The 23,748-nt window shown below is 62.1% G+C and carries 17 protein-coding genes and 1 CRISPR repeat array; of the genes, 10 read left to right on the top strand and 7 right to left on the bottom strand.

Annotation, left to right across the window (positions count from 1 at the left end; genetic code table 11):
• The first annotated feature begins 42 nt into the window (after window positions 1–42).
• The 3 genes from AXK11_RS02275 (at window position 43) to AXK11_RS02265 (ending at window position 4,534) form a co-directional block, all read left to right on the top strand.
• Window positions 43–1,263 (top strand): two-component system sensor histidine kinase NtrB, encoded by a 1,221-nt coding sequence (locus AXK11_RS02275; protein WP_068628923.1) that lies wholly within the window; start codon window positions 43–45, stop codon window positions 1,261–1,263.
• A gap of 479 nt (window positions 1,264–1,742) precedes the next feature.
• Window positions 1,743–2,147, top strand: a complete 405-nt coding sequence (locus tag AXK11_RS02270) for a hypothetical protein (RefSeq protein ID WP_156469147.1) — start codon at window positions 1,743–1,745, stop codon at window positions 2,145–2,147.
• Window positions 2,148–2,416: 269 nt separating this feature from the next.
• On the top strand, window positions 2,417–4,534 hold the full coding sequence (locus AXK11_RS02265) for a TonB-dependent copper receptor (RefSeq protein WP_082780774.1): 2,118 nt from the start codon (window positions 2,417–2,419) through the stop codon (window positions 4,532–4,534).
• Window positions 4,535–4,624: 90 nt separating this feature from the next.
• On the opposite strand, the gene pyk is transcribed toward AXK11_RS02265, so the two are convergent.
• Both pyk and AXK11_RS02255 read right to left on the bottom strand, forming a co-directional pair.
• The gene (gene pyk / locus AXK11_RS02260; RefSeq protein ID WP_068628984.1) at window positions 4,625–6,085 is read right to left on the bottom strand and encodes a pyruvate kinase; all 1,461 of its coding nucleotides are present in this window, start codon (window positions 6,083–6,085) and stop codon (window positions 4,625–4,627) included.
• A 90-nt stretch (window positions 6,086–6,175) separates the two neighbouring features.
• Complete coding sequence (locus tag AXK11_RS02255) at window positions 6,176–7,180, bottom strand: MBL fold metallo-hydrolase (protein ID WP_068628918.1); 1,005 nt, start codon at window positions 7,178–7,180, stop codon at window positions 6,176–6,178.
• An 84-nt stretch (window positions 7,181–7,264) separates the two neighbouring features.
• Between AXK11_RS02255 and folE2 the strand changes: the two genes are divergently transcribed.
• Both folE2 and AXK11_RS09225 read left to right on the top strand, forming a co-directional pair.
• Complete coding sequence (gene folE2 / locus AXK11_RS02250) at window positions 7,265–8,239, top strand: GTP cyclohydrolase FolE2 (RefSeq protein ID WP_068628916.1); 975 nt, start codon at window positions 7,265–7,267, stop codon at window positions 8,237–8,239.
• A gap of 120 nt (window positions 8,240–8,359) precedes the next feature.
• Window positions 8,360–9,421, top strand: coding sequence for an acyltransferase family protein (locus AXK11_RS09225; protein ID WP_082780773.1), 1,062 nt, complete (start codon window positions 8,360–8,362; stop codon window positions 9,419–9,421).
• Between the two features lie 40 nt (window positions 9,422–9,461).
• On the opposite strand, the gene AXK11_RS02245 is transcribed toward AXK11_RS09225, so the two are convergent.
• From AXK11_RS02245 to AXK11_RS02240, 3 genes are all read right to left on the bottom strand, one after another.
• The gene (locus AXK11_RS02245) at window positions 9,462–10,739 is read right to left on the bottom strand and encodes an SGNH/GDSL hydrolase family protein (protein WP_156469146.1); all 1,278 of its coding nucleotides are present in this window, start codon (window positions 10,737–10,739) and stop codon (window positions 9,462–9,464) included.
• Between the two features lie 66 nt (window positions 10,740–10,805).
• A complete protein-coding gene (locus tag AXK11_RS09220; protein WP_082780771.1) occupies window positions 10,806–11,909 on the bottom strand; it encodes an acyltransferase family protein in 1,104 nt (367 codons plus the stop codon).
• A 217-nt stretch (window positions 11,910–12,126) separates the two neighbouring features.
• The gene (locus AXK11_RS02240) at window positions 12,127–13,128 is read right to left on the bottom strand and encodes a PfkB family carbohydrate kinase (RefSeq protein ID WP_197456764.1); all 1,002 of its coding nucleotides are present in this window, start codon (window positions 13,126–13,128) and stop codon (window positions 12,127–12,129) included.
• Between the two features lie 174 nt (window positions 13,129–13,302).
• Here AXK11_RS02240 and AXK11_RS02235 point away from each other — a divergent pair, with 174 nt between their 5' ends.
• Window positions 13,303–13,947, top strand: coding sequence for a peroxiredoxin (locus AXK11_RS02235; RefSeq protein WP_068628914.1), 645 nt, complete (start codon window positions 13,303–13,305; stop codon window positions 13,945–13,947).
• A gap of 169 nt (window positions 13,948–14,116) precedes the next feature.
• A complete protein-coding gene (locus AXK11_RS02230) occupies window positions 14,117–15,562 on the top strand; it encodes a replication-associated recombination protein A (RefSeq protein ID WP_231865723.1) in 1,446 nt (481 codons plus the stop codon).
• Window positions 15,563–16,001: 439 nt separating this feature from the next.
• Here the strand turns inward: AXK11_RS02230 and AXK11_RS02225 are convergent, their stop codons facing one another.
• Window positions 16,002–17,087: a Gfo/Idh/MocA family protein gene (locus AXK11_RS02225; protein WP_068628976.1), complete on the bottom strand. Its 1,086-nt coding sequence runs from the start codon at window positions 17,085–17,087 to the stop codon at window positions 16,002–16,004.
• A gap of 320 nt (window positions 17,088–17,407) precedes the next feature.
• On the opposite strand from AXK11_RS02225, the gene AXK11_RS02220 reads away from it, so the two are divergent.
• The 3 genes from AXK11_RS02220 (at window position 17,408) to AXK11_RS02210 (ending at window position 20,669) form a co-directional block, all read left to right on the top strand.
• On the top strand, window positions 17,408–18,499 hold the full coding sequence (locus tag AXK11_RS02220; RefSeq protein WP_068628912.1) for a Gfo/Idh/MocA family protein: 1,092 nt from the start codon (window positions 17,408–17,410) through the stop codon (window positions 18,497–18,499).
• Between the two features lie 59 nt (window positions 18,500–18,558).
• Entirely contained in the window at window positions 18,559–19,647 is a 1,089-nt protein-coding gene (locus AXK11_RS02215; RefSeq protein WP_068628910.1) for a Gfo/Idh/MocA family protein, read from the top strand.
• Window positions 19,648–20,075: 428 nt separating this feature from the next.
• Window positions 20,076–20,669, top strand: coding sequence for a peroxiredoxin (locus AXK11_RS02210; protein ID WP_082780769.1), 594 nt, complete (start codon window positions 20,076–20,078; stop codon window positions 20,667–20,669).
• Window positions 20,670–20,856: 187 nt separating this feature from the next.
• Here the strand turns inward: AXK11_RS02210 and AXK11_RS02205 are convergent, their stop codons facing one another.
• Window positions 20,857–22,197: an LPD3 domain-containing protein gene (locus AXK11_RS02205; protein WP_156469145.1), complete on the bottom strand. Its 1,341-nt coding sequence runs from the start codon at window positions 22,195–22,197 to the stop codon at window positions 20,857–20,859.
• Window positions 22,198–22,309: 112 nt separating this feature from the next.
• Window positions 22,310–23,716: direct repeats of the CRISPR family, unit length 28 nt; unit sequence TTTCTAAGCTGCCTATTCGGCAGTTAAG.
• Window positions 23,717–23,748: the final 32 nt, after the last annotated feature.

Genomic DNA, 23,748 nt, shown 5'->3' with positions numbered 1-23,748 from the left:
CTCTGTTCCCACGTAACCGTAACCAGAACCGCTTCCTCCCCGATGCCTCCGATTAAACATTCCTCTCTGGATCGAGTCCTGGGCCGTATCGACATGCTCGACTCGGTAAACCTCACCAACCTCGTGCAGCGGCTCGCCCGCGAGCGCAGCCTCTTCGAGGGGATTTTTAACACCCTGCAAGAAGGCGTGCTCGTCATCTCGCCCAGCGGCGAGATCGAGTACGCCAACGCTGCCGCGCATCAGCTCCTCGGCCAGGCCGACGACAGCCTGCTGGGCAAAGAGCTGTGGCGGCTCGTCCCCGGGCTTCAGGCTTCGCTCGGCATTGAGGTAGCGGCGGAGGCCTCGTCTTCGCCGCCGCAAGCGGGCGAGGCTGGTGCCGCCGCGTTGCCCGTCATGACGCGCGAGTTTGAGCTCAGCTATCCCGAGCCGCGCACCGTGCAACTCTACCTCGTGCCCTTTGCCGATCAGCATGCGGGTGCGCCGCGCTCGACCGTGATCCTCACCGACATCACGCGCACCAAGCAGAGCACCGAAGAGCGGATCGAAAACGAGCGCACCTCCTCAATCCTGCTTCTGGCGGCAGGCGTGGCGCACGAGCTGGGCAACCCGCTCAACTCTCTCACGATCCACCTGCAATTGATTAACCGAAAGCTGCGCCGACTGGCAGGCGAGGCACCTGCCGCGCGCGAGGTCGATGCCGTGGCCGACTCGATCCGCATCTGCGAAGCGGAGGTCAAACGGCTCGACGGCATCATCACCCACTTCCTCGAAGCGATCCGCCCGCAGCCACCCGACTTGCGCGAGACCAATCTGGGCGAGCTCCTCGCCGAGGTGCTCGCCTTTCAGCAGCGCGAGCTGGCCGACCGCGAAATCGAAGTCGAGGCCGAGACCAGCGCCGGGCTCGCCCCCGTCATGGCCGACCGCAACCAGGTGACGCAGGTCTTCTTCAACGTGATTAAAAACGCGGTAGAGGCGATGCCACCCGGCGGCCACCTGCGGATCAAGACACACGCGGACGACGAGGCCGTGTACCTCGCCTTCGCCGACAGCGGCGCAGGCATCAAGCAAGAAGACCTCACGCGCCTTTTCCAGCCCTACCACACCACAAAGGCAGGCGGGCACGGGCTGGGCCTGATGGTCGTGCAACGGATCATGCGCGAGCACGGCGGCCAGATCGGCATCGAGAGCAAGGAAGGGCTGGGCACCGTGGTGACCCTGCGCTTCCCCCGCAAAGATCGCCGCATCCGCATGCTCGCCCCGTAACTCTTTTCTCCACTACGCGTGGGGCGGTGGCGTGGCGCCACGTGCCATTGAATTTGCGATTTTGCCCGTGCGCTGTGCGCCCGAACAAAATCGCAAATTTAACGGTACCTCCTCCAGTCGCGTTGCGACAGGAAGTGAGGCATCAAACGCGGATGAAGCGGGAACCCATTGGGGCGAATTTTTGAGTTTATGAGTAATCTCTTGCCCGACTGGAGGTCGGGAGGTCCTTACTGTGCGGTTTGCTTGGCGGGCGGAACGCCCGCCAAGCAAACCGCACAGTAAATGGGTGCAGGCACCGCCTGCCGCCCCACGCGTAGTGGATGAAGACCGTGAACTCCGGCGCAGCCTGCTCTAAAATGCAGGCTAATGGCTCCGGTGTGCGGGGCTAATAAGTGGCTGCGCTTACGGATTAGGCAGGGCGCAGCTCTTGCGTTGTCGCGTGTGCGGCTCATGTGGATGGCTACCCTCTGCTTCCCCTCGTGATTTCCAAGCGTTTCCAGCTTATTGCCGTTTTGCTCGCCGCGTTTCTGACAACGGGTGCGCAGTGGGATCTGGTGCAAGGCTTGGCCTGGGGGCGGATGTTTGTGCAAGCGACGAGTGCGGGCGCGACTTTGGGGGAGGCACTGGAAAACACCTTTGGCGGTGAGTTGTGCGAATTCTGCGCGGCGGTCGATGAGGCCAGGCAGTCGCCCGATTTGCCCGCCAACACGGCTGCGAGCCGAAAGGCGGACAAGCCGATGTTGAGCGTTTACTCGGCGGTCGAAATCGAAGTCGCCGAAGTGCCCGTGCTCGCTGCGGGCAAGTGGTCGTCTGGCGATCAGGTCGCGCGCTCTGCGGAGCGTGGCGCGCCTCCATCGCCCCCGCCGCGAAAGTCGGTGGCTTAGCCTGTTTGGTTTCATAAACGCGCGCCGCTCGTCAGGGCGGCGCATCAGGCTGGCTTGCCGATAATGCTGCGGCCTGTCGCTGCGACTTTTCATGACGGCGTCTTTGGCTCGCTGCGGTTGATGCGAGTGTGCTGCACGCCGCGCGGCGTTGTTTTTCCTGTTCGCACGGAAGCCGGCTTTGGGGCCCACCGCGTGTGTCGCGAGAGGAGCGCCCCCCCCGGCACTCCGAATTTATAACTATATTATTAATAAAATCTTGGGAAATTATAATGAAAACTTTTTTAGGAATTTTAAGTTCTTTGGCGGTGGCGCTGAGCGCAGCCGCACAGTCTCACAATCACTCGGGCGGGCACGGTACCAATCGCTCGCCTGCTCACGCTCATGCTCATGCCGCCGCAGCCGATGAGGGTTGCGAGTGTCACGAGTCGGAGCCGACAGCCGGAAGCGACGCGGCGGAGATTCTCGACCCGCTGGTGGTCACCAGTGTGCGCGCGGCCTCTCGGCCGCTCACGGTGGTTTCTTCCCTGCGCGCGCCTGCGCAGCCGATCCCGGCGCAAGATGGGGCGGATAGCTTGAAGACGATTGCGGGCATCTCTGTCGGGCGAAAAGGCGGTGCGGGTGGCGAGGTCACCTTGCGCGGGCAAGCGGGCTCGCGGCTCGATTTGCTGCTCGATGGGCAGAGCGTGCTCGGCGGCTGCCCCAACCGGATGGACCCGCCGACGGCCTATGTTTTCCCGCGAGCCTTTGATCGGGTGACGGTGCTCAAGGGGCCGCAGTCCGTGCTCTACGGCCCGGGAAACTCGGCGGGCGTCGTCCTCTTTGAGCGCGAGCCGCGGCACTACGCGCAGCGCACGATCGAGGCCGAGGCGGTGGCGACGATGGGGAGCTTCGGGCGCCGGGATGGGACGCTCAATGTCCGCGCGGGGGAGTCTTGGGGCTATGGCGAGCTCGCGCTGAATCACACCCGCGCGGCAGATTATGAGGACGGGGATGGCCGCCGGGTGCATTCGCAATACGAGCGTGCGAGCCTCCAGGCGGCACTGGGCTGGACTCCCGACGAGCAGACTCTGGTCGAGCTTTCGGGGAACCTTGGCCAGGGCGAAGCGGCTTACGGACACGGGGGGATGGACGCCACGAAGCTGGATCGGGAAAACCTCAGCCTGCGCGTGGAGAGGCGAAACCTCACCGAGCGCGTCTCCCGCGTGGAGGCGCAGGTCGCCTACAACTCGGCGGATCACATCATGGATAACTTCCGGCTGCGCCCGCCGGGGATGATGGCGATGGAGTCCCGCCCGGGCCATCAAGTGTGGAGTGGGCGGGTGCTGGGCGAGCTCGCGCTGGGCGAGTCGCTGGGCCTGAGCTTGGGCGGTGACTTCCGCGACGGGAGGCACCGCTCGCGCGACACGGGCACTTGGGTGGACGACGCGACGGCGGAGAGCGCAGGGCTCTTCGGCGAAGCGGAAAAGGCCTTTGGCCCGCGCTCGCGGGTCGTGCTCGGCGGGCGGGTCGATACGTGGCGTGCCCGTGATCGGCGCCAGGTGTTGTCGGGCGGGATGATGGGCGGCGGTGCGGTGCCCAACCCCACGGCAAACCAGAAGCGGCGCTCGACACTCGGGGCGGGTTTTCTGCGCTACGAACACGGCGAGCAAGATGCCGCCGGCCTGACGAGCTACGCGGGGATCGGCTACACGGAGCGCGCGCCCGACTACTGGGAGCTGATCCGGCACGAGAGCCTCGGCTCGCGCAGCGCGTTTGGCACGCACAGCGAAAAGACCGCGCAGCTCGACCTCGGGCTCAACTACACGAGCGGCGACTTCAGGGCCTTCGCTGCGGTTTTTGCGAATCGTGTGGACGACTTCATCTTGCTTCAAAACGGCGTGCAGAAGGGAATGCGCACGGTGACTGCGGTGCGCAGTGTCGATGCCGAGTCGTGGGGCGGCGAAGCGGGGCTGGGCTACACGTGGGCGGAGCGTTGGCAGGCGGATGCGAGCCTCGCGGCTGTGCGCGGGCGCAACCGCAGCGACGGGACGCCGCTCGCGCAGCAACCGCCGCTGGAGGGGCGCCTCAGCCTGACTTACGCTGCGCCGAAGTGGTCGGTCGGCGGGCTGGCCCGATTTGTCGCGGCGCAAAACCGCGTGGCCGCGGGGCAGGGCACGATTGCCGGACAGGACATCGGCGCGACGCCGGGCTTTGCCGTGTACTCGCTAAACGCGGGTTGGCGGGTAACCGAGTGGGCGACGCTGACTGCGGGCGTGGATAACGTCTTCGACAAAACCTACGCCGAGCACCTCAGCCGTGCTGGAGCCACCGTAGCGGGTTACCCGACGACGACGCGAATCAACGAGCCGGGCCGCACGCTGTGGGCCTCGCTCAACCTGAGCTTCTAGAACGGCAATCGGTACGCGGGCGCTCGCCGGTTTTCGTGAGGGGGGGATCGGCGCGCGCTCGTTGTCCGGCGCGCGCGCTTTCGCGCGTCTTTAATCGAAGACGGTGCGCAGTTGCACGCTGTCGATGAGGCGGTCGTGGGAGAGGATGTCGGTGGCGACGACGAGCTTGTCGCCAGCGGTGACGCGGCCGGTTTTTTTCAGGACGGCGATGGCGTTTTCTATCGTGATGTCGGGCTCGCCGGCGAAGGGCATCAGGTAGGGCTCGACGGCGCGCAGGAGGCGCAGTTGGCGGAAGAGCTGCTCGTGCGGGGTGAAGGTGAGGATGGGGGCCTTGGCGGGGCGCAGCGCGGCGAGCCCGTGCGCCATGAAACCGTGGCGGGTAAAGGTGAGGATCTTCGAGTCGGGGAGCTGGTTGGCGAGGACGACAGCGGAGTGCAGGACTTTCATGCGTTCGCCGTTAAACGGGGGGATGCTTTCGGGGAGGCCCTCGGTCTCGTGTTCGATGCGGCGGGCGATTTTGTCGAGCGTCTGGACGCTCTCGAGCGGGTAGCGGCCGATGGTGGTCTCTCCGGAGAGCATGACGCAGTCGGCGAGTTCGTAGACGGCGTTGGAGACGTCGGTGATCTCGGCCCGGGTGGGGATGGGCTGGGTGATCATCGACTCCAGCATGTGGGTGGCGACGATCACAGGGCGCGCGTGGCTGAGGCAGGCGCGCACGGCGCGGCGCTGGATGATGGGGAGCTCTTCGAGGGGGCACTCGATGCCGAGGTCGCCGCGGGCGATCATGAGGGCATCGGCAGCGAGGACGATTTCGTCGAGGTTGGTGATGCCGGACTGGTCTTCGACTTTGGCGACGATGCGCGCTTTGGATTTTTTCGCGGCGAGGAAGTCGCGCAGGAGTGCGATGTCGGCAGCACTGCGCACGAAGGACAGGGCGATGAAGTCGATGCCTTCTTCGATGCCGACTGTGGCATCGGCGCGGTCTTTATCGGTGAGCGAGGGCAGGTTTACGGTGACGCCGGGCAGGTTGATGTGGCGGCGCGACTTGAGCTCGCCGGGGACGAGGACGCGGCAGCGGATGTGGGCGTCGTGCTTCTCTAAAACTTCGAGGGTGATCAGGCCGTTATCGACGAGGACGGTGTCCCCGATCCGGATGTCGTTGACGAGGTCGCGATAGTTGACGTCCACGGAGCGGACCTCTTCGGCGTCGAGCCGGTCGGAGCCGGGCTTTACGGTGAAGTCGAAGATTTCGCCGACCTTTAGCTCCAGCGGCGTGTCGAGATCGCCCGTGCGGATTTCGGGGCCTTTGATGTCCATGAGGGTGGCGATGTCGCGGCCGACGCGTGCGCTGATGGCGCGGATGCGCCGCAGGATGCTGCGCGTCCACTCGTGGTTGGCGTGCGCCATGTTGAGGCGGATGACGTCCGTGCCGGCGCGGATGAGCGCTTCGAGGGTGGCTTCGCTCTCGGTGGCGGGGCCGAGTGTGGCGATGATCTTTGTGCGGCGCGAGCGGTAGCGGCGTTTGGGGGCAGTGGGCTGCGGGGCGAGCATGGAGAGCGGGTTTTGAGGCATGATGTGCGCTGTGCGTTTGGATGAAAGTGGGCACGAAGTGAAAACGGGCCCGGCGTGCGCGCTGGTTTATCAGGCGAGCGCGGGCACGGGGGTTAGTGGAGATAGCGGGGCGTGCTGGGGCGCGTATGCCGCGCGGGCGTTTTCGCGTTCGGCGCTTGGGGCTCGGGCGGGCGCGGCGGTGGCCGCCGCGTGGGGCATCTCGCCAAAATCTAGGAGGGGGGTGCCTTCGCCAGGCGCGGCGATGGTGAAGCCGCAGCCCTGCGGGGCGAGCTGGGCGCGGAGCGGGCCGAGCGCGGCGTGGACGGCTTCGGGGCTGTTGCAGTCGCGGCTCAGGTGGATGAGGTAGATGTGCCGCCAGCGCGGGCTGGCTGTGGCGGCGAGGAGCTCGGCGGTGGCGTGGTTGGAGAGGTGGCCGTGGCGACCTGCGATGCGTTGCTTGAGCGACCAGGGGCGCTTGGTGTCGGCCTTAAGCAGCTCGGGGCAGTGGTTGGCTTCGACGACGATGATGTCCGACTGCGCGAGGTGTTGATGCAGCCCGGGCGGGGCGTAGCCGAGATCGGTCAGCCACACGAGCGAGCGGGCGGTATTCTGGGCGTTTCCGGCAAGAGGCGCGGTGCCGGGGTCCGTAGCGGGGGGCGCACTGTCGGTTGCCCCGTCGCCGCTCGCAATCCCCTCGGGGCGGACTTCGATGCGGAAGCCGACGGGCTCCTGCGCATCGTGCGGGACGCTGAAGCTGGTGATGGCGAGGTCGCGGTAGTGGAAGCACGCGCCGGTCTCGAAGTGCACCCAGTGGGGGCGGTGCTTGAGCTTGGCCTGGATGGCGCGCGCGGTGGGCAGGTTGGCGAAAAGGCGGATGTGCGGGTGCTTCTTCAGGCCGTCGATTCCGGCGCAGTGGTCGCCGTGCTCGTGGGTGAGGAAGATCGCGTCGATCTGCTCCAGCGAGAGCCCGTGATTGGCGAGCAGGAGGCCGAGGCGGCGTGCGGAGAGGCCGGCGTCGATGAGTACGTTTGCGTGAGTTGTTTGGAGTAGGGCGCTGTTGCCCGAGCTGCCACTGCCTAAGATGCAAAACCGCATCGGGCGAAAGTTGGGAGGCGGGCAGGGGGCTTCGAGTTTTTATTTGCCTGTACGTAGGAGGCACCCGTCACTCGCCCCCGTCCTATGGCAAAACAGATGTATCTGCACCGCACGGCGGAGGGCCAGCGGCCGAAGCTCTCGCGCAACTACGACACGAAGTTTCGCGCGAGCGACAGCTACCGCGACTCAATGCCCGATGTGCTGGAGGCGGAGCACGTGGTGCCGCGCGGCGAGCACCGGCCGCAGCAGCAAGTCGGCATCCACAACTTCCGGCTGCCGCTGCGCTACCAGACGGCTGCGGGCGAGCTGCTCACGCTGGAGACCAGCGTCACGGGCACGGTCTCCGTGGAGGCCGAGGCGAAGGGCATCAACATGAGCCGGATCATCCGCGAATTTTACGCGCACAAGGACGAGCCGGTGAGTTGCGAGTCGATCGGGCGCGTGCTCAAGAGCTACCTGCGCAAGATCGAGACCAAGTCCGCGCGGCTGCGCCTCGCGTTCTCCTACCCGATGCTGCGCGAAAGCCTGCGCAGCGGGATGCAGGGCTACCAGTACTATGCGACTGCTTTTGAAGGCGTGCTGACGGAGACCGGCGAGTACCGGCGCTACATCCACTTCGATTTCGTTTACTCCTCGGCCTGTCCCTGCGCTGCCGAGCTCAGCGAGCATGCGCGCGAGCAACGCGGGGCCTATGGCATACCGCACTCGCAGCGCAGCAAGGCGCGCGTGAGCGTGGAGCTGAAGAAGGGGAAGAAACTCGCGATTGAGGACCTGCACGCGCTGTGTCTGCGCGCGCTGCAAACCGAGACACAAGTGATGGTGAAGCGCGAAGACGAGCAGGCCTTTGCCGAGCTCAACGGTGCCTATTTGAAGTTTGTCGAAGACGCCGCGCGGCTGCTCTACGCCGAACTCGACCGCGAGCGCCGCATCGCCGACTTCCGCGTGGCCTGCACCCACCTGGAGTCGCTGCACTCGCACGACGCCGTGAGCACCATCACCAAAGGCGTGCCCGGCGGCTTCCAGCCCGACTTCATGGACTACGCCCAACTACTGTGCTGAGGCTCACAGAGACTTTTGTCTGATAGGTCACTCATTTGTCGCCTAAGCTGTCGTACTTTGATTTGGCTGTGTTATTTTTTTTAGTCACCTGCGATTGCCCAATTTGTATATTTCGCTTTAATGGACTCTTCCCGTACTGAGCTTCCAGTTTTACCCAAGGAAAAGACTCGTTTTAGCGAAGTGGATAGTTTACGCGCAATTGCATGTGCGCTCGTGATTATTTTTCATTCAGCAGCGGTTTTTGGAGGTAGTCACAGGGTAGAGTTGTTTAGTGGGGCGGGACGAGGCGGAGGCGTATTAGGCGTGTTAGTGTTTTTTATTATTAGCGGCTATGTCATCCCCAGCTCATTACGTGGGGCCCGGTTTGTTGGTTTTAAGCGATTTGCAATACGGCGATTTTGGCGACTTTGGCCGCCATTTTGGGTCAGCTTATTTGCTCTCTACTTCTGCAATGCCTCCAAGTACTCGGGGGAGCAGCTTGCTTTCGGCATGACAATGTTTCCTGGTCTCTTTGGTATAAGCTCTGTCGGAAGCTATTTTTGGACCTTGGAGGTTGAACTTTTTTTTTATGTAATAGTCGCCGTGGCATTTCTGATTTTTGGCCGGTTGAGCACAAAACTAACTGTAGCACTATTCACCACCTCCCTCGCTTGGTGTTGGGCTTGGCCCAATCTTCCCGGTGCAGGGGGCTACTGGATTCGTCTCTCAGTGTTTCTTGCCCTTATGTTTTTTGGGGCTTCGTGCCGGACTTTTGTCCAAAAGAAAGGATATTGGAGTCTGGGGAGGGTACAGGTGTCCATCCGGGCCATATTGATCGGTGTTGCGACAGGTCTTGTTTCTATATGGCCTGTTCAAGGAGCTTATTTCAGTTTTTTGTCAGGAGAGCTCTACCATGTGAAGGCTGCTGTGGTGATACTTGCTGCAATACTTGGCTTTCTGTTTTGGGTTGTGTTAACTCCTGTTCGTATTAGCTGGCTGGCCCGTGTGGGGCGCTGGACATACTCAACCTATCTATTTCACGGAGTGGCACTTTATTTGTTGCCGGGAAGGTTTGTCGGATGGTCTTTGCCAGCCTATGTTGCAGGAGCCCTAGTCCTGTCCTTTTCACTGGGCGGCCTGCTTTATCGCTGGATTGAGCAACCTAGCGACCGAATCGGAAAACGCTTATCGGGCGAAAGCTAGCTGATCATTTGCTAGCCTTCGAGCCTTGGGGGGAGGACTGTTATTTGTCTAAATCAAACAGTCCAAGGTCAATGGCGTGTGCCATTGCGTGGAGACCTGTTACGAAGGGGTGCAAGTAGTCGCCCCCGTCATAGTGCTCAGCGAGGTAGTCAGGATCATCCGGGTCACGTAGGGCGGCATCAAAGTCGATGATGGCATCGTAAGGAGCGTGATTGCGTACCCATTCGTTAATCGCTTTGCGGTACTCCTCTCCAATCTCTGTCCAGTACCCCGCGCCTTTGAAGGGCAGGAGCGTTGATCCGTAAACTTTGAGCCCGGCGGCGTGTGCACGATCAATCAGTTGTTCGTAGGCGGCGATAAATTCTGACACGGTAGGGGGCGGGCCTTCGTCTTGGCGAGAGAGGGTACCGCAGTCGTTTATGCCAATATGGACAATGACCCAACGCGCACCACTCGTCTGGAGTACGTCGCGCTCGAAGCGATCTAGGGCAGAGGGAGCTCTTCCACCTTCGCGTAGAAGGCGATTGCCCGAAACACCTTTATTAACAACCCCGATGCCGTTTGTCTTTCCTGTGCCGTGTAAACGACGGGCGAGTTCATCTCCCCAGCGCAAGTGGGAGGCGGGACCTCCTCCGCCGTCGGTAATGGAGTCACCCAGAAGCACAATGGCACCCTGTCTTGGAGCGGTTGTGGTAACATCGAGAGCGTGAATGAAAAACCAGCGTCTCACGCGCTCGTATTGAGCGGAGTGGGGGGCTTGGGTGGAGCGATAAAAGCTCCTTGATACGGCTGGGGCGCTACCGTGGCCGCTGTATCTTTCTGGGGCTTTCTTAATGTGCAATGTAATGGCGACGTCGCTGAGTGCGGAAACGGGAAAGTCAATTGGGTCGGACACCGCATTTTGCCCGGCGGGGATTGTAAATTCGCTTTGGCCACCAAAGGTGAGCGGGGTGTGCTGCGCTTTGGGCTCAGTTGCCTTCGTATGGCCTTCGGGGAGGAGTGCGAGCGATGCGGCCGCAATGACTAGTTCACTCTCACCGTAGAGATTGCTAAGGTGAAGGCGCGCTCGATCACCCCCTGCGGAAATTCGGACGTTTTGGATCAGTATGGTGTCGTCAAGGGCTTCTGCTTTAATGGGGAGTATCGTGGTCGCCCAAGTGGCGACAAAGTGCTCGTCGGCCTGGGTGTCAATCGTGGCATGTAAGCGAGGAGCCAGTGCAATGAGGCAAATAACAAGGAGTTGCAGTAGTGAGCTACGCAAGCTGAGGACGATTGTCGCAGTGAGCAGTTTGGGAGGAGCAATTGGGGGGATAAGCATAGAGAAACAGGGGATGAGACCGGGATTGAGTAACTTCCTGAGCTGGCACTCAAGCCCCAATCTCAGCTATCTGGTGATGTTTCTATCCCTGCTCGATAACCGTTTGCCGATCCGGTCACTGGGCTGCTCCAGGTAGCGATAGAGTAGTGCTCCGAGCGTAAAAGATAGCAGTAGTGTTCCTGCCATGTAAACCGGCATTGGCCAGCCGGATAATGCCTTGGTGCACTTTTCTAATATAGAGTATAGGATTACTCCGTGGAATAAATAGGTTGAGTATGTCCATCTCCCTATGCGCGCTAACCAGCCACAGCGGATTGGTGTGAGTATAGCAAAAAATAGAAATGCCAATATGCCAGAGAGCACTGCCAATGAGATTTTTGCACTGTGGAAACCTTCCGATAGGAAGCTGAAATAGGCTCCTTGGGTGGGCCATATGGAAACAAGCCCTGTGGAGACTCCCAAAGATAGAGTATTTAAAGAAATTCCCCATTTGGGAGAGCCCCACCGCTCCTTTTTATTTATAAAATTACGACAACAGCTCCCCCATAGCATGACAGTGAGGCAGAGAGAAGGGCGAGTCCAGTATCCTCCTTCACCGGGGAGCTTAAACCAAGACCAGCACCAAATAAGCGTTAAGAGAAAGAGTGCTGTAGTTACTTTTAAGTTTAGTCGTCCGAAGATTAGAAATGCTAAGGTGATGATTACATAAAAAAAGAGCTCAATTTCTAGAGTCCAGAAGTAGCCTCCCATACGTCTGGCGTTGAAAAGGCCAGGGAACATCGTGACACCAAACGCAAGATTACTGATCGTGTACTTAGAGGCATTGCCAGCATAAAAAGCTAGCAGACTTGCCCAGAATGGAGGGTAAAGGCGCCAGAACCTCCGTATTGCGAAACGCTTTAAGCCGGAGGATCTATCTCCCCGTAGTGAGCTGGGAATGACATATCCGCTAATCGCAAAAAATATATAAACACCCATCAGTCCTCCTCCCCATTTCAATCTGGCAAGCAGCTCTGGGTTATTGCTTGTTACCTTCTCAAAGAGGGCGAAAGTGTGGGAAATGATCACCAGCGCACATGCGATTGCGCGCAGGCTGTCTATTTCGGCAAAGCGTGTCTTTTGCGGTAAGGCAGTGGGCGCGGCGGGAGAACTTATCTGCTCGGTGGGCATGCGCGGCGCAGACAGGCCGTCGGCCTCTCGGTGCCACGAAACCGCGCCCAAGACACTGTAGAGGCAGGGGCACTTGCGGCTTCGGGTGAGGCGCTCTTGGTCGTGCTGGTTCCGCAGTGGGGAGTCAGGTGTTCACGCTTTCTGCTTTCCTGCGGGGAATTACCGAAAATCGTCTTCGCGTTGAGTCGGCAGGTGGCTTGGAGGGAGGGGCGCGAGTTTAGCGGCGATTGGCGTAGCTGGGGGTGGCGCCGCGCTGGCTGGCGACCCATTCGCCGAGTCGGGCGGCCTGGGCGAGGGCGCGTTGCGGAGTTTCGCCTTCCAGTAGCGCGGCGAGCAGTGCGGCGAGGAAGGAGTCGCCTGCGCCTACGGTGTCGGCGACGGCGACGGGGCGGCCGGGTTCGTAGTGCCACTGGCCTTCGTGGAGCAGCCCTGCGCCGCGCGCGCCGCAGGTGATGCAGAGGCGGCGCAGGCCCCAGCGGGCGGCGAGGGTGCGGGCGTCGGCCTCTTCGCGGCCCGGGGTTTCGTCGGCTGCGTCGCGCGCGAGCCGGGCGGCTTCGGCGGCGTTGAGTTTTACGAGTGTGGCTTTGGGGGCGAGCCGGTCGACGAGCTCCAGATCGTCGTGCGGGGCGCGCAGGTTGACGTCGAAGACGCGCCACGCGTCCGCAGGCAGGATCGCGAGCAGGCGCTCAAGCGAGTTGCGGTTGGAAATGGAGCGCAGGGCGAGCGAGCCAAAGACGGCTCCGCGCGCGTGCATCGCGGCGTGCTGGGCCTCGTCGTTGATGGGGATCTGGTCCCAGGCGACGTTGTCGGCAAAGGCGTAGCGGGCTTCGCCGCTCGCGGAGAGCTCGGCGCGGACATAGCCGGTGGGCAGCTCCTGGTGTCGTGCGATGGTGTCGGTCGGCAGTCCCCAGGCCTTGATGCGGCGCAGAAACTCTTCGCCCAAAATATCGCGCCCGACCGCGGTGAGGATGCGCGCGTCGAGGCCGTGTTGGTGGAGGTGGTAGGCGACGTTGAAGGGCGCGCCGCCGGGGAAGAGCCCGTCGGGCAGGAAGTCCCAGAGCAGCTCGCCAAAACAGAGGAGCGTAGCCCCGCGTTTCGCGCGCGGCGCGTGTGCGGCTCGCGCGGCGTGCGCATCGGTGGCAGTGGGCGGATGGGGGGCGCCCGCGTTGCTGCTGCTGGTGGTGGTTTGCTGTGGGGAGTCCGTTTTAAGATCACTCATGGCTGTTTGGGGCGCAGAGGCTTCTATTGGTCGCGCGGTCTTTGCCAAGGTTTCGCTCACGCGGGCACTGCCCCCCCCGATTTTGCTGCGAAAGGTGATACGGGAAATCTGCGTTCGTAGCATCGGCTACAGACTTGCGGATGTGCGCAAGGGTGTTTCCTCTCTGCGCCACTTATGACCGCAATCATTGGAAAACCCGCACCCGCGTTTACTGCACAGGCCGTCGTTAATGGCGGCGAAATCGTGAGCGACTTCTCGCTGAGTCGCTACCTGGACGAGAAATACGTCGTCCTGTTTTTTTACCCGAAGGACTTCACCTTCGTTTGCCCGAGTGAGCTGCACGCCTTCCAGGCGGCGCTGTCCGAGTTTGAGTCGCGCAACACGGCTGTCGTCGCTTGTTCGACCGACACCGAGCAATCGCACTGGGGTTGGCTGCAGGTGCCGAAGAATCAGGGCGGCATCCAGGGTGTCACCTACCCGATCGTCGCCGACACGAACAAGACGATCTCGGCGGCCTACGGCGTGCTGACTGGCGAGTACGAGTTCGACGAAGAGCTCGATGGCCGCATCACGCTCAACGCGACGGCGGAGCTGATCGCCTACCGCGGGCTGTTCCTGATCGACCGCAAGGGGATCGTCCGCCACTCGCTGATCAACGACCTGCCGCTGGGCCGCAATGTCGACGAGGTGCTGCGCATGGTCGATGCGCTGCAATTCTTCGAGGAGCACGGCGAGGTTTGCCCGGCCAACTGGACGCGCGGCAAATCCGGCATGCGTGCCACCCGCGAGGGCGTCGCCGAATATCTGGCGAGCAACTAAGCGAGCTTCCACCTGACGGAGCCGCAGCAGTTTGCTCTTCCCCCCTTGGCGGCGCGGCATGTGTGACGCGCGCGTCGCCACCGCGCAAAAGCGGACGTGAATCCACGTCCGCTTTTTTTTGCGGGCTGTGGGCTCGCGTTGACGCTGTGGCGAAGCCAGCTTGCGCCCCGTGTCTTTCCCCGAAGATCAGACCGAGTTTTTCGCGCCTGCGCCGCCGCCCTTTGGTCGCGCCGATATCGCGCGCGGGAAGTCAGCCGAGGCCGGAGGCGGCCCTGCGGCAGAGGGCGAGCTGACCGAATCGCATACGCCGCGTGCCGCGTTGCATGGTGCCTCTCCCGGCACGCAGCCGCTGGCGGCGCGGATGCGCCCTCGCTGTCTCGCTGAGGTGGTCGGCCAGGAGCACATCACGCGCGCGGGCTCGCTGCTGCCGCGCCTGGTCGCGCAAGATCGTTTCGGCAGCTTGATTTTCTACGGCCCGCCGGGCTGCGGAAAGACGAGTCTAGCCGAATCGATTGCCGCCGAGTCGGGCGGCCGCTTCGTGCGCATCAACGCGGTGATGAGCAACGTGGCCGAGCTGCGCCAGATCCTCGCCGCTGCGCGGGCCAACCCCGCCGCGCGCACGATTCTGTTTATCGACGAGCTGCACCGCTTTAATAAATCGCAGCAAGACCTGCTGCTGCCCGACGTGGAGGAGGGCCACGTGCGCCTGATCGGGGCGACGACGCACAACCCCGGGTTTTATGTGAACCCGCCGCTACTCTCGCGCAGCCACCTGTTCCGCCTGGAGCCGCTCGCGCCTGCCGCAATCGCGGCCGTGATGCAGCGCGCCCTCACCGATACGGAGCGCGGGCTCGGCGCGCGCCGCTGCACGGCCGAAGAGAAAATCCTGCTCGACCTGGCGGCGCTCTGCGAAGGAGACCTGCGCCGCGCGCTCAATGCACTGGAGGTGATCGTGCTCGGGCTCGACGAAGCGGCGGCGATCACTGCGGCGGATATCGAGGTCTTCGCGCGCGAGCGGCGCATCCGCTACGATGCCGATGAGGACGAGCACTACGACACGATCTCGGCCTTCATAAAAAGCTGCCGCGGCAGCGACCCCGATGCCGCGATGTACTGGCTGGCGAAGATGTTGGCAGGCGGAGAAGACCCGCGCTTCGTGGCGCGCCGGCTCGTGATTCTGGCCAGCGAAGATGTGGGCCTTGCCGATCCGATGGCGCTGCCACTCGCTGTAGCTGCGCAACAAGCAGTGGACTTCATCGGGCTGCCCGAGGCGGAGCTCACGCTCGCTCACGCCACGCTGTACATCGCCACTGCGCCCAAATCGAACTCGGCTACGCTCGCAATCGCTGCCGCTCGTGCCGCGTTAAAAAAAGGCCCTATGCAACCCGTCCCGCTGGCCCTGCGTGACAAGAGCGGCAAGGCGAACAAGGAGGCCGGCCACGGGCGCGACTACCGTTATTCGCACGACTATCCGGAAAATATTTCGGGGCAGGATTTTTTGGAGAAACCACTCTCGCTCTACACGCCGAAGCGGGTGGCCTGGGAGGCCAAGATCGCCGAGCGGCTCGCCCGCTGGGCGGAGCTGAAGGCCGCGATGAAAACCGGCTCGCGTTGATCCGCCAACGAGGCCGCAACGCCGCCTCGGCAAATGAAACGGTCGAAGACTCCACTGCGCGTGGGGCGGTGGCGGGGCGCCACGTGCCATTGAATTTGGGAATCGGCTTCGGCACTGCGTGCCGAAGCACGATTCCCAAATTTAACGGGCCATCCCCCTGTCGCGTTGCGACAGGGAGTGGGGCATCAAATGCGGATGGAGCGGGAAACCCATTTGGCCCGATTTCGTTGGTTAACGGGTAGAAGTGCAGCACCGGACGAGGCCCCAGCGAGGGCCTCGCCAGAAAATCGGTCAACGACCGCGACCTTTGGTCGGGACCTTTTTACTGTATGGTTTGCTTGGCGGGCGGAACGCCCGCCAAGCAAACCATACAGTAAAAATGGAAGGGGACATCGTCCCCCGCCGCCCGCGCAGGGCCGCTCCACGCGTAGTGGCACTTTTACGCGGGCGTTACGGGGCGGCCTGTTGCGGCTGATTCGTAGAGCGCGCAGATCAGCGAGACGGCTTTGCGTGCTTCGGGGCCGTCGATGCCCAGCGGCTGCGGCGCGCGGCCCTCGCGCTGGGCGAGCAGGTGATCGACGAGGTTTTGGATCTGGAGTTGATGGCGCTCGTGGGTGATCGCGCTCGGGTCGCTCGCGCCTGAGCCGCCGCCGCTCGCGCCCGCAGCGCGGATGGCGGCGTCCTCCGGCTGTGCGTGGCGAAAGTCCCAGCGCGTGATCGTGTCGTCTTCGAGGGCGACCGAGCCGTGCTCGCCGCAGATCTCGATGCGCCGCTCCCAGCCCGGGTAGGCCGCCGTGCTGGCCTCGATCGTGCCGAGCGCTCCATCTGCGTAGCGCAGGCTGGCGACCGCCGTATCCTCACACTCGATGCCCAGATGCACGCGGCGCGTCGTCCGCCCGAAGACCTCGGCTGGCATGCCGGCAAACCATTGGAGCAAATCAACCGCGTGGATCGATTGGTTCATCGTCGCGCCGCCGCCATCGAGCAGGCGCGTGCCTTTCCAGCCGCTGTAGTATTCGGCCGCGCGAAACCACTTTACGTAAGCACTCGCCAGCGCGATTCGCCCAAAGCGGCCTGAGCTGATCGCGGCCTTGATCCGCTGGGCGTTTTGGCCGAAGCGCGCCTGGAAAATCGGTGCGACGACTACGCCCGCACTCTGCGCCGCGGCGAGGAGCGAGTCGATGCGGGCCGGAGTGATTTCGAGTGGCTTTTCGATGACGAGGTGCTTGCCCGCTGCAATCGCCGCGAGGGCGGGCTCCAGGTGGGCTCCGCTGGGCGTAGTGATGCAGACTACGTCGAGGCCGGGGTGCGCGAGCAGCTCGTCGAGCTGCGTTGTGTGGAGCGCCGCGCCGTGCTCGGCGGCGAGCGTTTGCGCGGTCTCGGCATTGCGACTGGCGACGCCGACCAGGCGGGCGCCCTGTGCGCCATTGATTGCGCGTGCGTGAAATCGGGCGATCATCCCGCTGCCGATGATGCCGAAGCCCAGCGTGGAGTGTTGAGGGGACTTGCTTTGGGGAGCTGCCATGCCCGCCAGCCAAGAGAAATGCGCCCCCACATCAAGGGAGCGCGCAGTCCTTTTTCCGCAGACTTTTCTGCCAGAGGCGAGCCAACGGGTTCCGGCGGGTATCCGCGTTAGTTCAGCCAGTCGAGGGGAGCAGGTTTCCTGCTGATTGAATAAAACAGGCGCAGGCTCCTTTACACGCTTTCGCAAGTTCCCATAAAGCCCGCCCCAGACCGGCCCCCGACTTCGCCTCCACTTCTTGTAGACACACTGAAGCGACGGTGCGCTCGCGCGGCTTTCCCCACCTCCCCGATTTTCCCAAACCCTTTCTCCCCACACACCCAATGGAAAAACGATACAACATGAATGCGGCTCCGACAGTCGAGACGCGCCCCGTGGTCAAGCCGGGCGAGTTTGTCTTTGCGGCAGCGCACCTCGATCACGGCCACGTATACGGCCAGTGCAACGGCCTCATCGCGGCGGGCGGCACGCTCAAGTGGATCTACGATCCGCAGCCGGAGCGCGTCGCCGATTTTGTAAAAGCGTTCCCCCAAGCGAAGGTCGCGCGCAGCCTCGACGAGATTCTGGACGACCCGGAGGTGCAGCTCGTGGCCGCTGCGGCGATCCCCAACGAGCGCGGCCCGATCGGCTGTCGCGTCATGCGTGGCGGCAAGCACTACTACACGGACAAGGCGCCATTTACGACGCTCGCGCAGCTTGAGGAAGCGCGTGTCGTCGCGCGCGAGACGGGCCGCAAGTACATGGTTTTCTATGGCGAGCGCACTCACGTGGAGTGCGGCGTTTACGCGGGCGATCTGGTGCAGGGCGGCGCGATTGGCCGCGTGATTCAGGTGCTCGGCCTCGGGCCGCACCGGCTCAGTAAGGCGATCCGCCCCGCGTGGTTTTTTAACAAAGAGCAGTATGGCGGCATCCTCTGCGATATCGCCAGCCACCAGTTCGACCAGTACCTGTTCTATAGCGGCGCGACGGATGGCACGGTCGCCAGCTCGGCGGTGGGCAACTTCGCCAACTCCGACACGCCCGAGCTCGAAGACTTCGGCGAGTGCTCGATCATCGGCGACAACGGCACCTCCAGCTACATCCGCGTGGACTGGTTTACGCCTGCCGGACTGAAGGACAGCTTCGGCGACGGTCGCACGATCATCCTCGGGACGAAGGGCTACATCGAGCTGCGCAAGTACACCGACGTCGCCCGCAAGACGCAGATCAACAACCTCATCCTCGTCGACGAAAAGGGAGAGCACTTCATGAACGTCTCCGGCAAGATCGGCCTGCGCTTCGATGGCGATCTGATCCTCGATTGCCTGAACCGCACCGAAAACGCCATGACTCAGGCGCACGCATTCAAGGCCGCCGAACTCGCGCTCAAGGCCCAGGCCGCCGCGCGTGTGATCGCCGGGCCTGCTGCTGCCTAGCCTCGCGCGCTGCGAGCCGCTCGCTCTCCGTCCCCGCCATCTCCCCAACAAGAAATCCCATGACACAAAAAAAAGACGGCATGAACTACGCGCCCAAGGGCGAGCTCCGCCCCGTGGTCAGCCCGGGCGAGTTTGTCTTTGCGGCGGCGCACCTCGACCACGGCCACATCTACGGCCAGTGCAACGGGCTCTGCGAGGCGGGCGGCACGCTCAAGTGGGTTTACGACCCCGATCCGCAAAAGGTGGACGCCTTTCGCAAGGCTTACCCGCAGGTGCAGGTCGCGCGCAGCCTCGACGAGGTTCTGGACGATGCCGAAGTGCAGCTCGTGGCTGCGGCGGCGATCCCCAACCAGCGCGGCCCGCTCGGCTGCCGCGTCATGCGCGCGGGCAAGGACTACTTCACCGACAAGACGCCCTTCACCACAGCCGCGCAGCTTGAGGAGGCGCGCGCGCTCACCCGCGAGACAGGCCGCAAGTACATGGTGTACTTCAGCGAGCGACTCCATGTGGAGAGCGCGATGTACGCGGGCGATCTCGTGCACGGCGGGGCGATTGGCCGCGTGATCCAGGTCATCGGCCTCGGGCCGCACCGGCTCAACAAGCCGACGCGCCCCGCGTGGTTTTTTAACAAGGAGCAGTACGGCGGCATCCTCTGCGACATCGGCAGCCACCAGTTTGAGCAGTTCCTCTACTACAGTGGGGCGCAGGACGCGACTGTCGCCAGCGCCGCAGTCGGCAACTTCGCCAACCCCGATACGCCCGAGCTCGAAGACTTCGGCGAGGCCTCGCTCATCGGCGATAACGGTGCGTCCAACTACATCCGCGTCGACTGGTTCACGCCCGAGGGCCTGGGCACCTGGGGTGATGGCCGCACGATCATCCTCGGGACGAAGGGCTATATCGAACTGCGCAAGTACATCGACGTCACCCGCGATCCGGCGGGCGACAACGTTATCCTTGTCGATGAAAAGGGAGAGCACTTCATCAACGTCGCGGGCAAAGTCGGCTTCCGTTTTTTTGGTGAGTTGATCCTCGATTGCCTGAACCGCACCGAAAAAGCGATGACCCAGGCCCACGCCTTCAAAGCCGCCGAGCTCTGCCTCAAAGCCCAAGCCGCGGCCCGCGTGATCTCGCCGCCTGCGACTTAGTCTGCGCTCCTTCAGCCCTGGAGTACTCGCCCGCGCTGAGAGCCTGCTCCCGCTCCCGCGAATGGGCGGACGGGGTGGGTAGACAGACACGCTGGCACTGCCCGCCCTGCCCCCCACTCCTCGCGTGCGGGCGAGGTGGAGTTTTCGGCTTTGTGTTTAGCTGGGCGGTATGTCGCGCCTTTTTGAGCACGGCTGCGGGCCCCGCGCATACCTTGAAAGACTGCGTATGTGTTGTAGCGCCTCTACTGCGCGCGCGGGAGGAGGGCGGTTTCTGTCACGCCATGCGGCCCCGTTCCGCTCTGTTCCGCGCGGGCGTGTGGCGGTGTTTTGCGATCTTTAGAGAGATCGCATGTGCCCCGCGATAAAATGGCTGGAAAAGTGTACCGGGGGGAATTGCGCATGCAGCCCCGTCGCTTACGGTGCGCACCATGAACTCCCCCAAAACTCCCGAAAACTCTGCGGTGTCCGGCACCTCTTCTGCGCGCGGGCGTGGTCGCTTTTGCGCAGCGCTGGCCGCCTTTTTCTCGTTCCTGCTACCGGGCTTCGCGGCAAGTGGCGCCAAATCACCTCTGGCCGTTGGTGATGCTGCACCGGCTGTGGTTGCGCTCGGCGATAGCGGGGCTGTGGTCAACTTTGCCAGTGTTTACGCAGGTCAACGCTACACGCTGGTTTACTTCTACCCCAAGGCAGGAACCTCCGGTTGCACGGCGCAGGGCTGCTCATTGCGCGATGCTTACGAAGAGCTCACAGACCGCGGCGTCGCAGTGATCGGAGTGAGTACCGATAGCGTGGAGGCACAGCGCGCGTTTAAAGAAGCTCAGAGCTATCCATTCACGCTCATTGCCGACACCGATAAGAAAGTGATGCACGCCTTCGGCGTCCCCTCATATCGCGGCACCAACTACGCGCAGCGCCAGGCATTCCTGATTAAAGGCGGCAAAGTCGTCTGGGCCGACTATAAAGCCAGCACCACCGAACAAGCCGCCGACGTCCTCAAAGTAATCGCCAACCTGGAGAGCTAGTCCCCGAGCTCACTCGCACACAGCTAATTTTCGAGCTGCCTGCGCCTCCAGTAGCTCCAGCTCCGCCTCGACCAGCTCCTCCATGCTCGCCCCCCTCGCGCTCGGCCGCGCTCAGCGACTCCTCGGCGCGCACCCGCAGCCGGTCCGCGCCCTGCTCGCCGATCAGCCGCAGCTGGTGGGTGCCATTCTATATCGGCCTTGACAGAGAAGATAGGCCGCAGCACGTCTCGACCACTCCGGCATCTGCTGATGCGGACTGCTGCTCTGTAGTACTTGATGCTACATCACCACCGCGCGGGGTTCCCTCGCTTGCGTAGGCAGATAGCCGGAGTACCTCCCTGGCCTCCACGTCGTGTAGATACATCCGGCTGCCATTGCGGTCAGCTTTTACGTCTACATCCACGATGTGAGGCTCACCGGCGATATGGACGGGCGCAGCGATATGTATGTAATCCCCATCGCGGGTTCCACGCAGAGACTCCTCGTGCACGATTCTTCCTTTGCGCAGGATGTTGGGCACAGCGGCAAACGCGACTACCTTGGCTCTCCCCAGCCCGTGAGAAATACTGTTCTGCACCGCTCGCCTGTCGAGGCTCACTGGCCCAACCCCTTCTACTTCAACTTTGGAGACTTTATTCTTGGCATACCATTTGGCCACACGATCCGCCAGAGCCCCCGGTGCCCTTGCAAACTCCTTGCCCGTGAGCTGCGCCACCGGCGCGCCCGTGTCAGGATCCACCGCCTGCGACACCGATTCGGCCTTGACACGGCGCAGTACATCGCGCTTGCCTTCAGCCAGACCCGCAAGGGGCGTACCCTGAACTGGCTTGCCAGTCATGCCGCCTATTTGAAACTTGCGGGTCTTTTCGTCTTCAGACGCCGCCAGCCGCATCACGGTGTTGTAGTACCACTTGCCATCCGTTTTGCGCTCGACGGTGAAGACCGCGATCAAGGGCACCCCGCCCACCTCTACCTTTGCGTAGAGCGTCGCGTAACCCTCAATACGGACATCCCTTTTTGGCTTATTCAGCGGCCTGCTGTACGCATAAATCGCCTGCGGGAGCACATCCTTCACATGGGCCGCGACCAGGATTTTTGCAGGATCAGCCGACGCACTCTTTGTTTTATTGATCCCATCCCGATTTACAAAGATCTCCCCCAGCTCAGGGTGCACGATGGGAGTCGCCGAGCGACCATTTGCCTTGTCCTCCATCAACAACTCAAGACGCCCGACCATCTCGGAGCGCCACTGCTCCCTGCTCATCGCCTCCCACCCCTCTGGCACCGCGATACTCACCGGCTCCATCGCGTCCAGCTTCTGCTGCGCGCGCAGTGCCTCCCAGTCGCCGAACTGCTGCCTGAACTCCGGTGTGCGCACGGAGAGCCACTGCCCGTAACCCAGCTTCGTGCGGCCCTCGGCCTGCGCCGCATCATAGGCGCCAGATAGCCTCGGGTATCCTCCGAGTACATCGGCACTACCGTCACGGAATAGCCGGTCAAAGCCTGCCGAAATCCTGTGAGCAGACACCCCTTGTCGCGCGCGACCTTGCCCACCATCGCCGAAGGAAAGCGCACCGTGCACCCGGTTACTTCGCCAAACTAGTTAAGGCTTTTCGGCAACTGGACTGACTATGCGATAGTTTTAAATCTGCCTATTCGGCAGTTAAGAAGGATATTGAGCGTGCGGGATTATTGCGGAATTTCTAAGCTGCCTATTCGGCAGTTAAGCCGAGCATCTGCTCACCCACGGTTGGGCCGAGTTTCTAAGCTGCCTATTCGGCAGTTAAGTCGCCATGCGCAACATCGTCGAACTGCCCATCTTTCTAAGCTGCCTATTCGGCAGTTAAGAAACCAAAGGAGCTGACTGCTGATTGGCCTGATTTCTAAGCTGCCTATTCGGCAGTTAAGTTGAGCACCGCCTTGCTCATCTCTTCCAATTTCTAAGCTGCCTATTCGGCAGTTAAGAAGCAGGCCACGCTCGCCGAGGTCATGGCGCTTTTCTAAGCTGCCTATTCGGCAGTTAAGGCCGCCCAAGCCGCCGCTGATGACGACTGGGATTTCTAAGCTGCCTATTCGGCAGTTAAGTTCTATGCAGCGCAGCCCATCCACTGCGTACCTTTCTAAGCTGCCTATTCGGCAGTTAAGTTCTGCATGTACATCAAAGCCAGCCTGGAGAATTTCTAAGCTGCCTATTCGGCAGTTAAGCTGCTCCGCCAGCTTGCCCGTGCCCTCCAGCATTTCTAAGCTGCCTATTCGGCAGTTAAGTCGGCCTCACCTTCACCCCTGGCCAGCGACTCTTTTCTAAGCTGCCTATTCGGCAGTTAAGCGAGACCAGCGTGTGGCTCTTCCAGATCATCGTTTCTAAGCTGCCTATTCGGCAGTTAAGCTAGCGGTGGGCGCAGGCGCAGGGCTCCGAAGTTTCTAAGCTGCCTATTCGGCAGTTAAGGCGCTATACGGCCGTGGTGCGCGGGGGCAGCGTTTCTAAGCTGCCTATTCGGCAGTTAAGTGGCCGCGTAGCGGTCGCGGCGGCCGGGGACTTTTCTAAGCTGCCTATTCGGCAGTTAAGGGGTCGGGGAGGAAGTCGCGGATCTGGCCTTTTTTCTAAGCTGCCTATTCGGCAGTTAAGATCTTCACCGTCGTCGTCTCCGAGGTCGGCGATTTCTAAGCTGCCTATTCGGCAGTTAAGCCTGACAGACCAGGCGGGCGACTAAAACCAAGTTTCTAAGCTGCCTATTCGGCAGTTAAGTCGTGGACGGGGTCGCGAGTGACGTATGTGCCTTTCTAAGCTGCCTATTCGGCAGTTAAGAGTGATCAGGGAGTGGAAGAGTGGCACGTGGACTTTCTAAGCTGCCTATTCGGCAGTTAAGCCAGCCCGCGCCAGAAGAAAGAAAGCCCGAATTTTCTAAGCTGCCTATTCGGCAGTTAAGAGACCAACGCACCGCGCACGACTTCCAGTTCTTTTCTAAGCTGCCTATTCGGCAGTTAAGGGCCACCTCTACGACCTCATCAAACGCGCGCATTTCTAAGCTGCCTATTCGGCAGTTAAGCTGCTCAGTCACGACGGCTCCAAAGATTATAT

Source organism: Cephaloticoccus primus, assembly GCF_001580015.1.
Taxonomy (GTDB): domain Bacteria; phylum Verrucomicrobiota; class Verrucomicrobiia; order Opitutales; family Opitutaceae; genus Cephaloticoccus; species Cephaloticoccus primus.
Note: the sequence above shows the minus strand (reverse complement) of the source record. Positions and strands in the feature narration are given on the sequence as shown.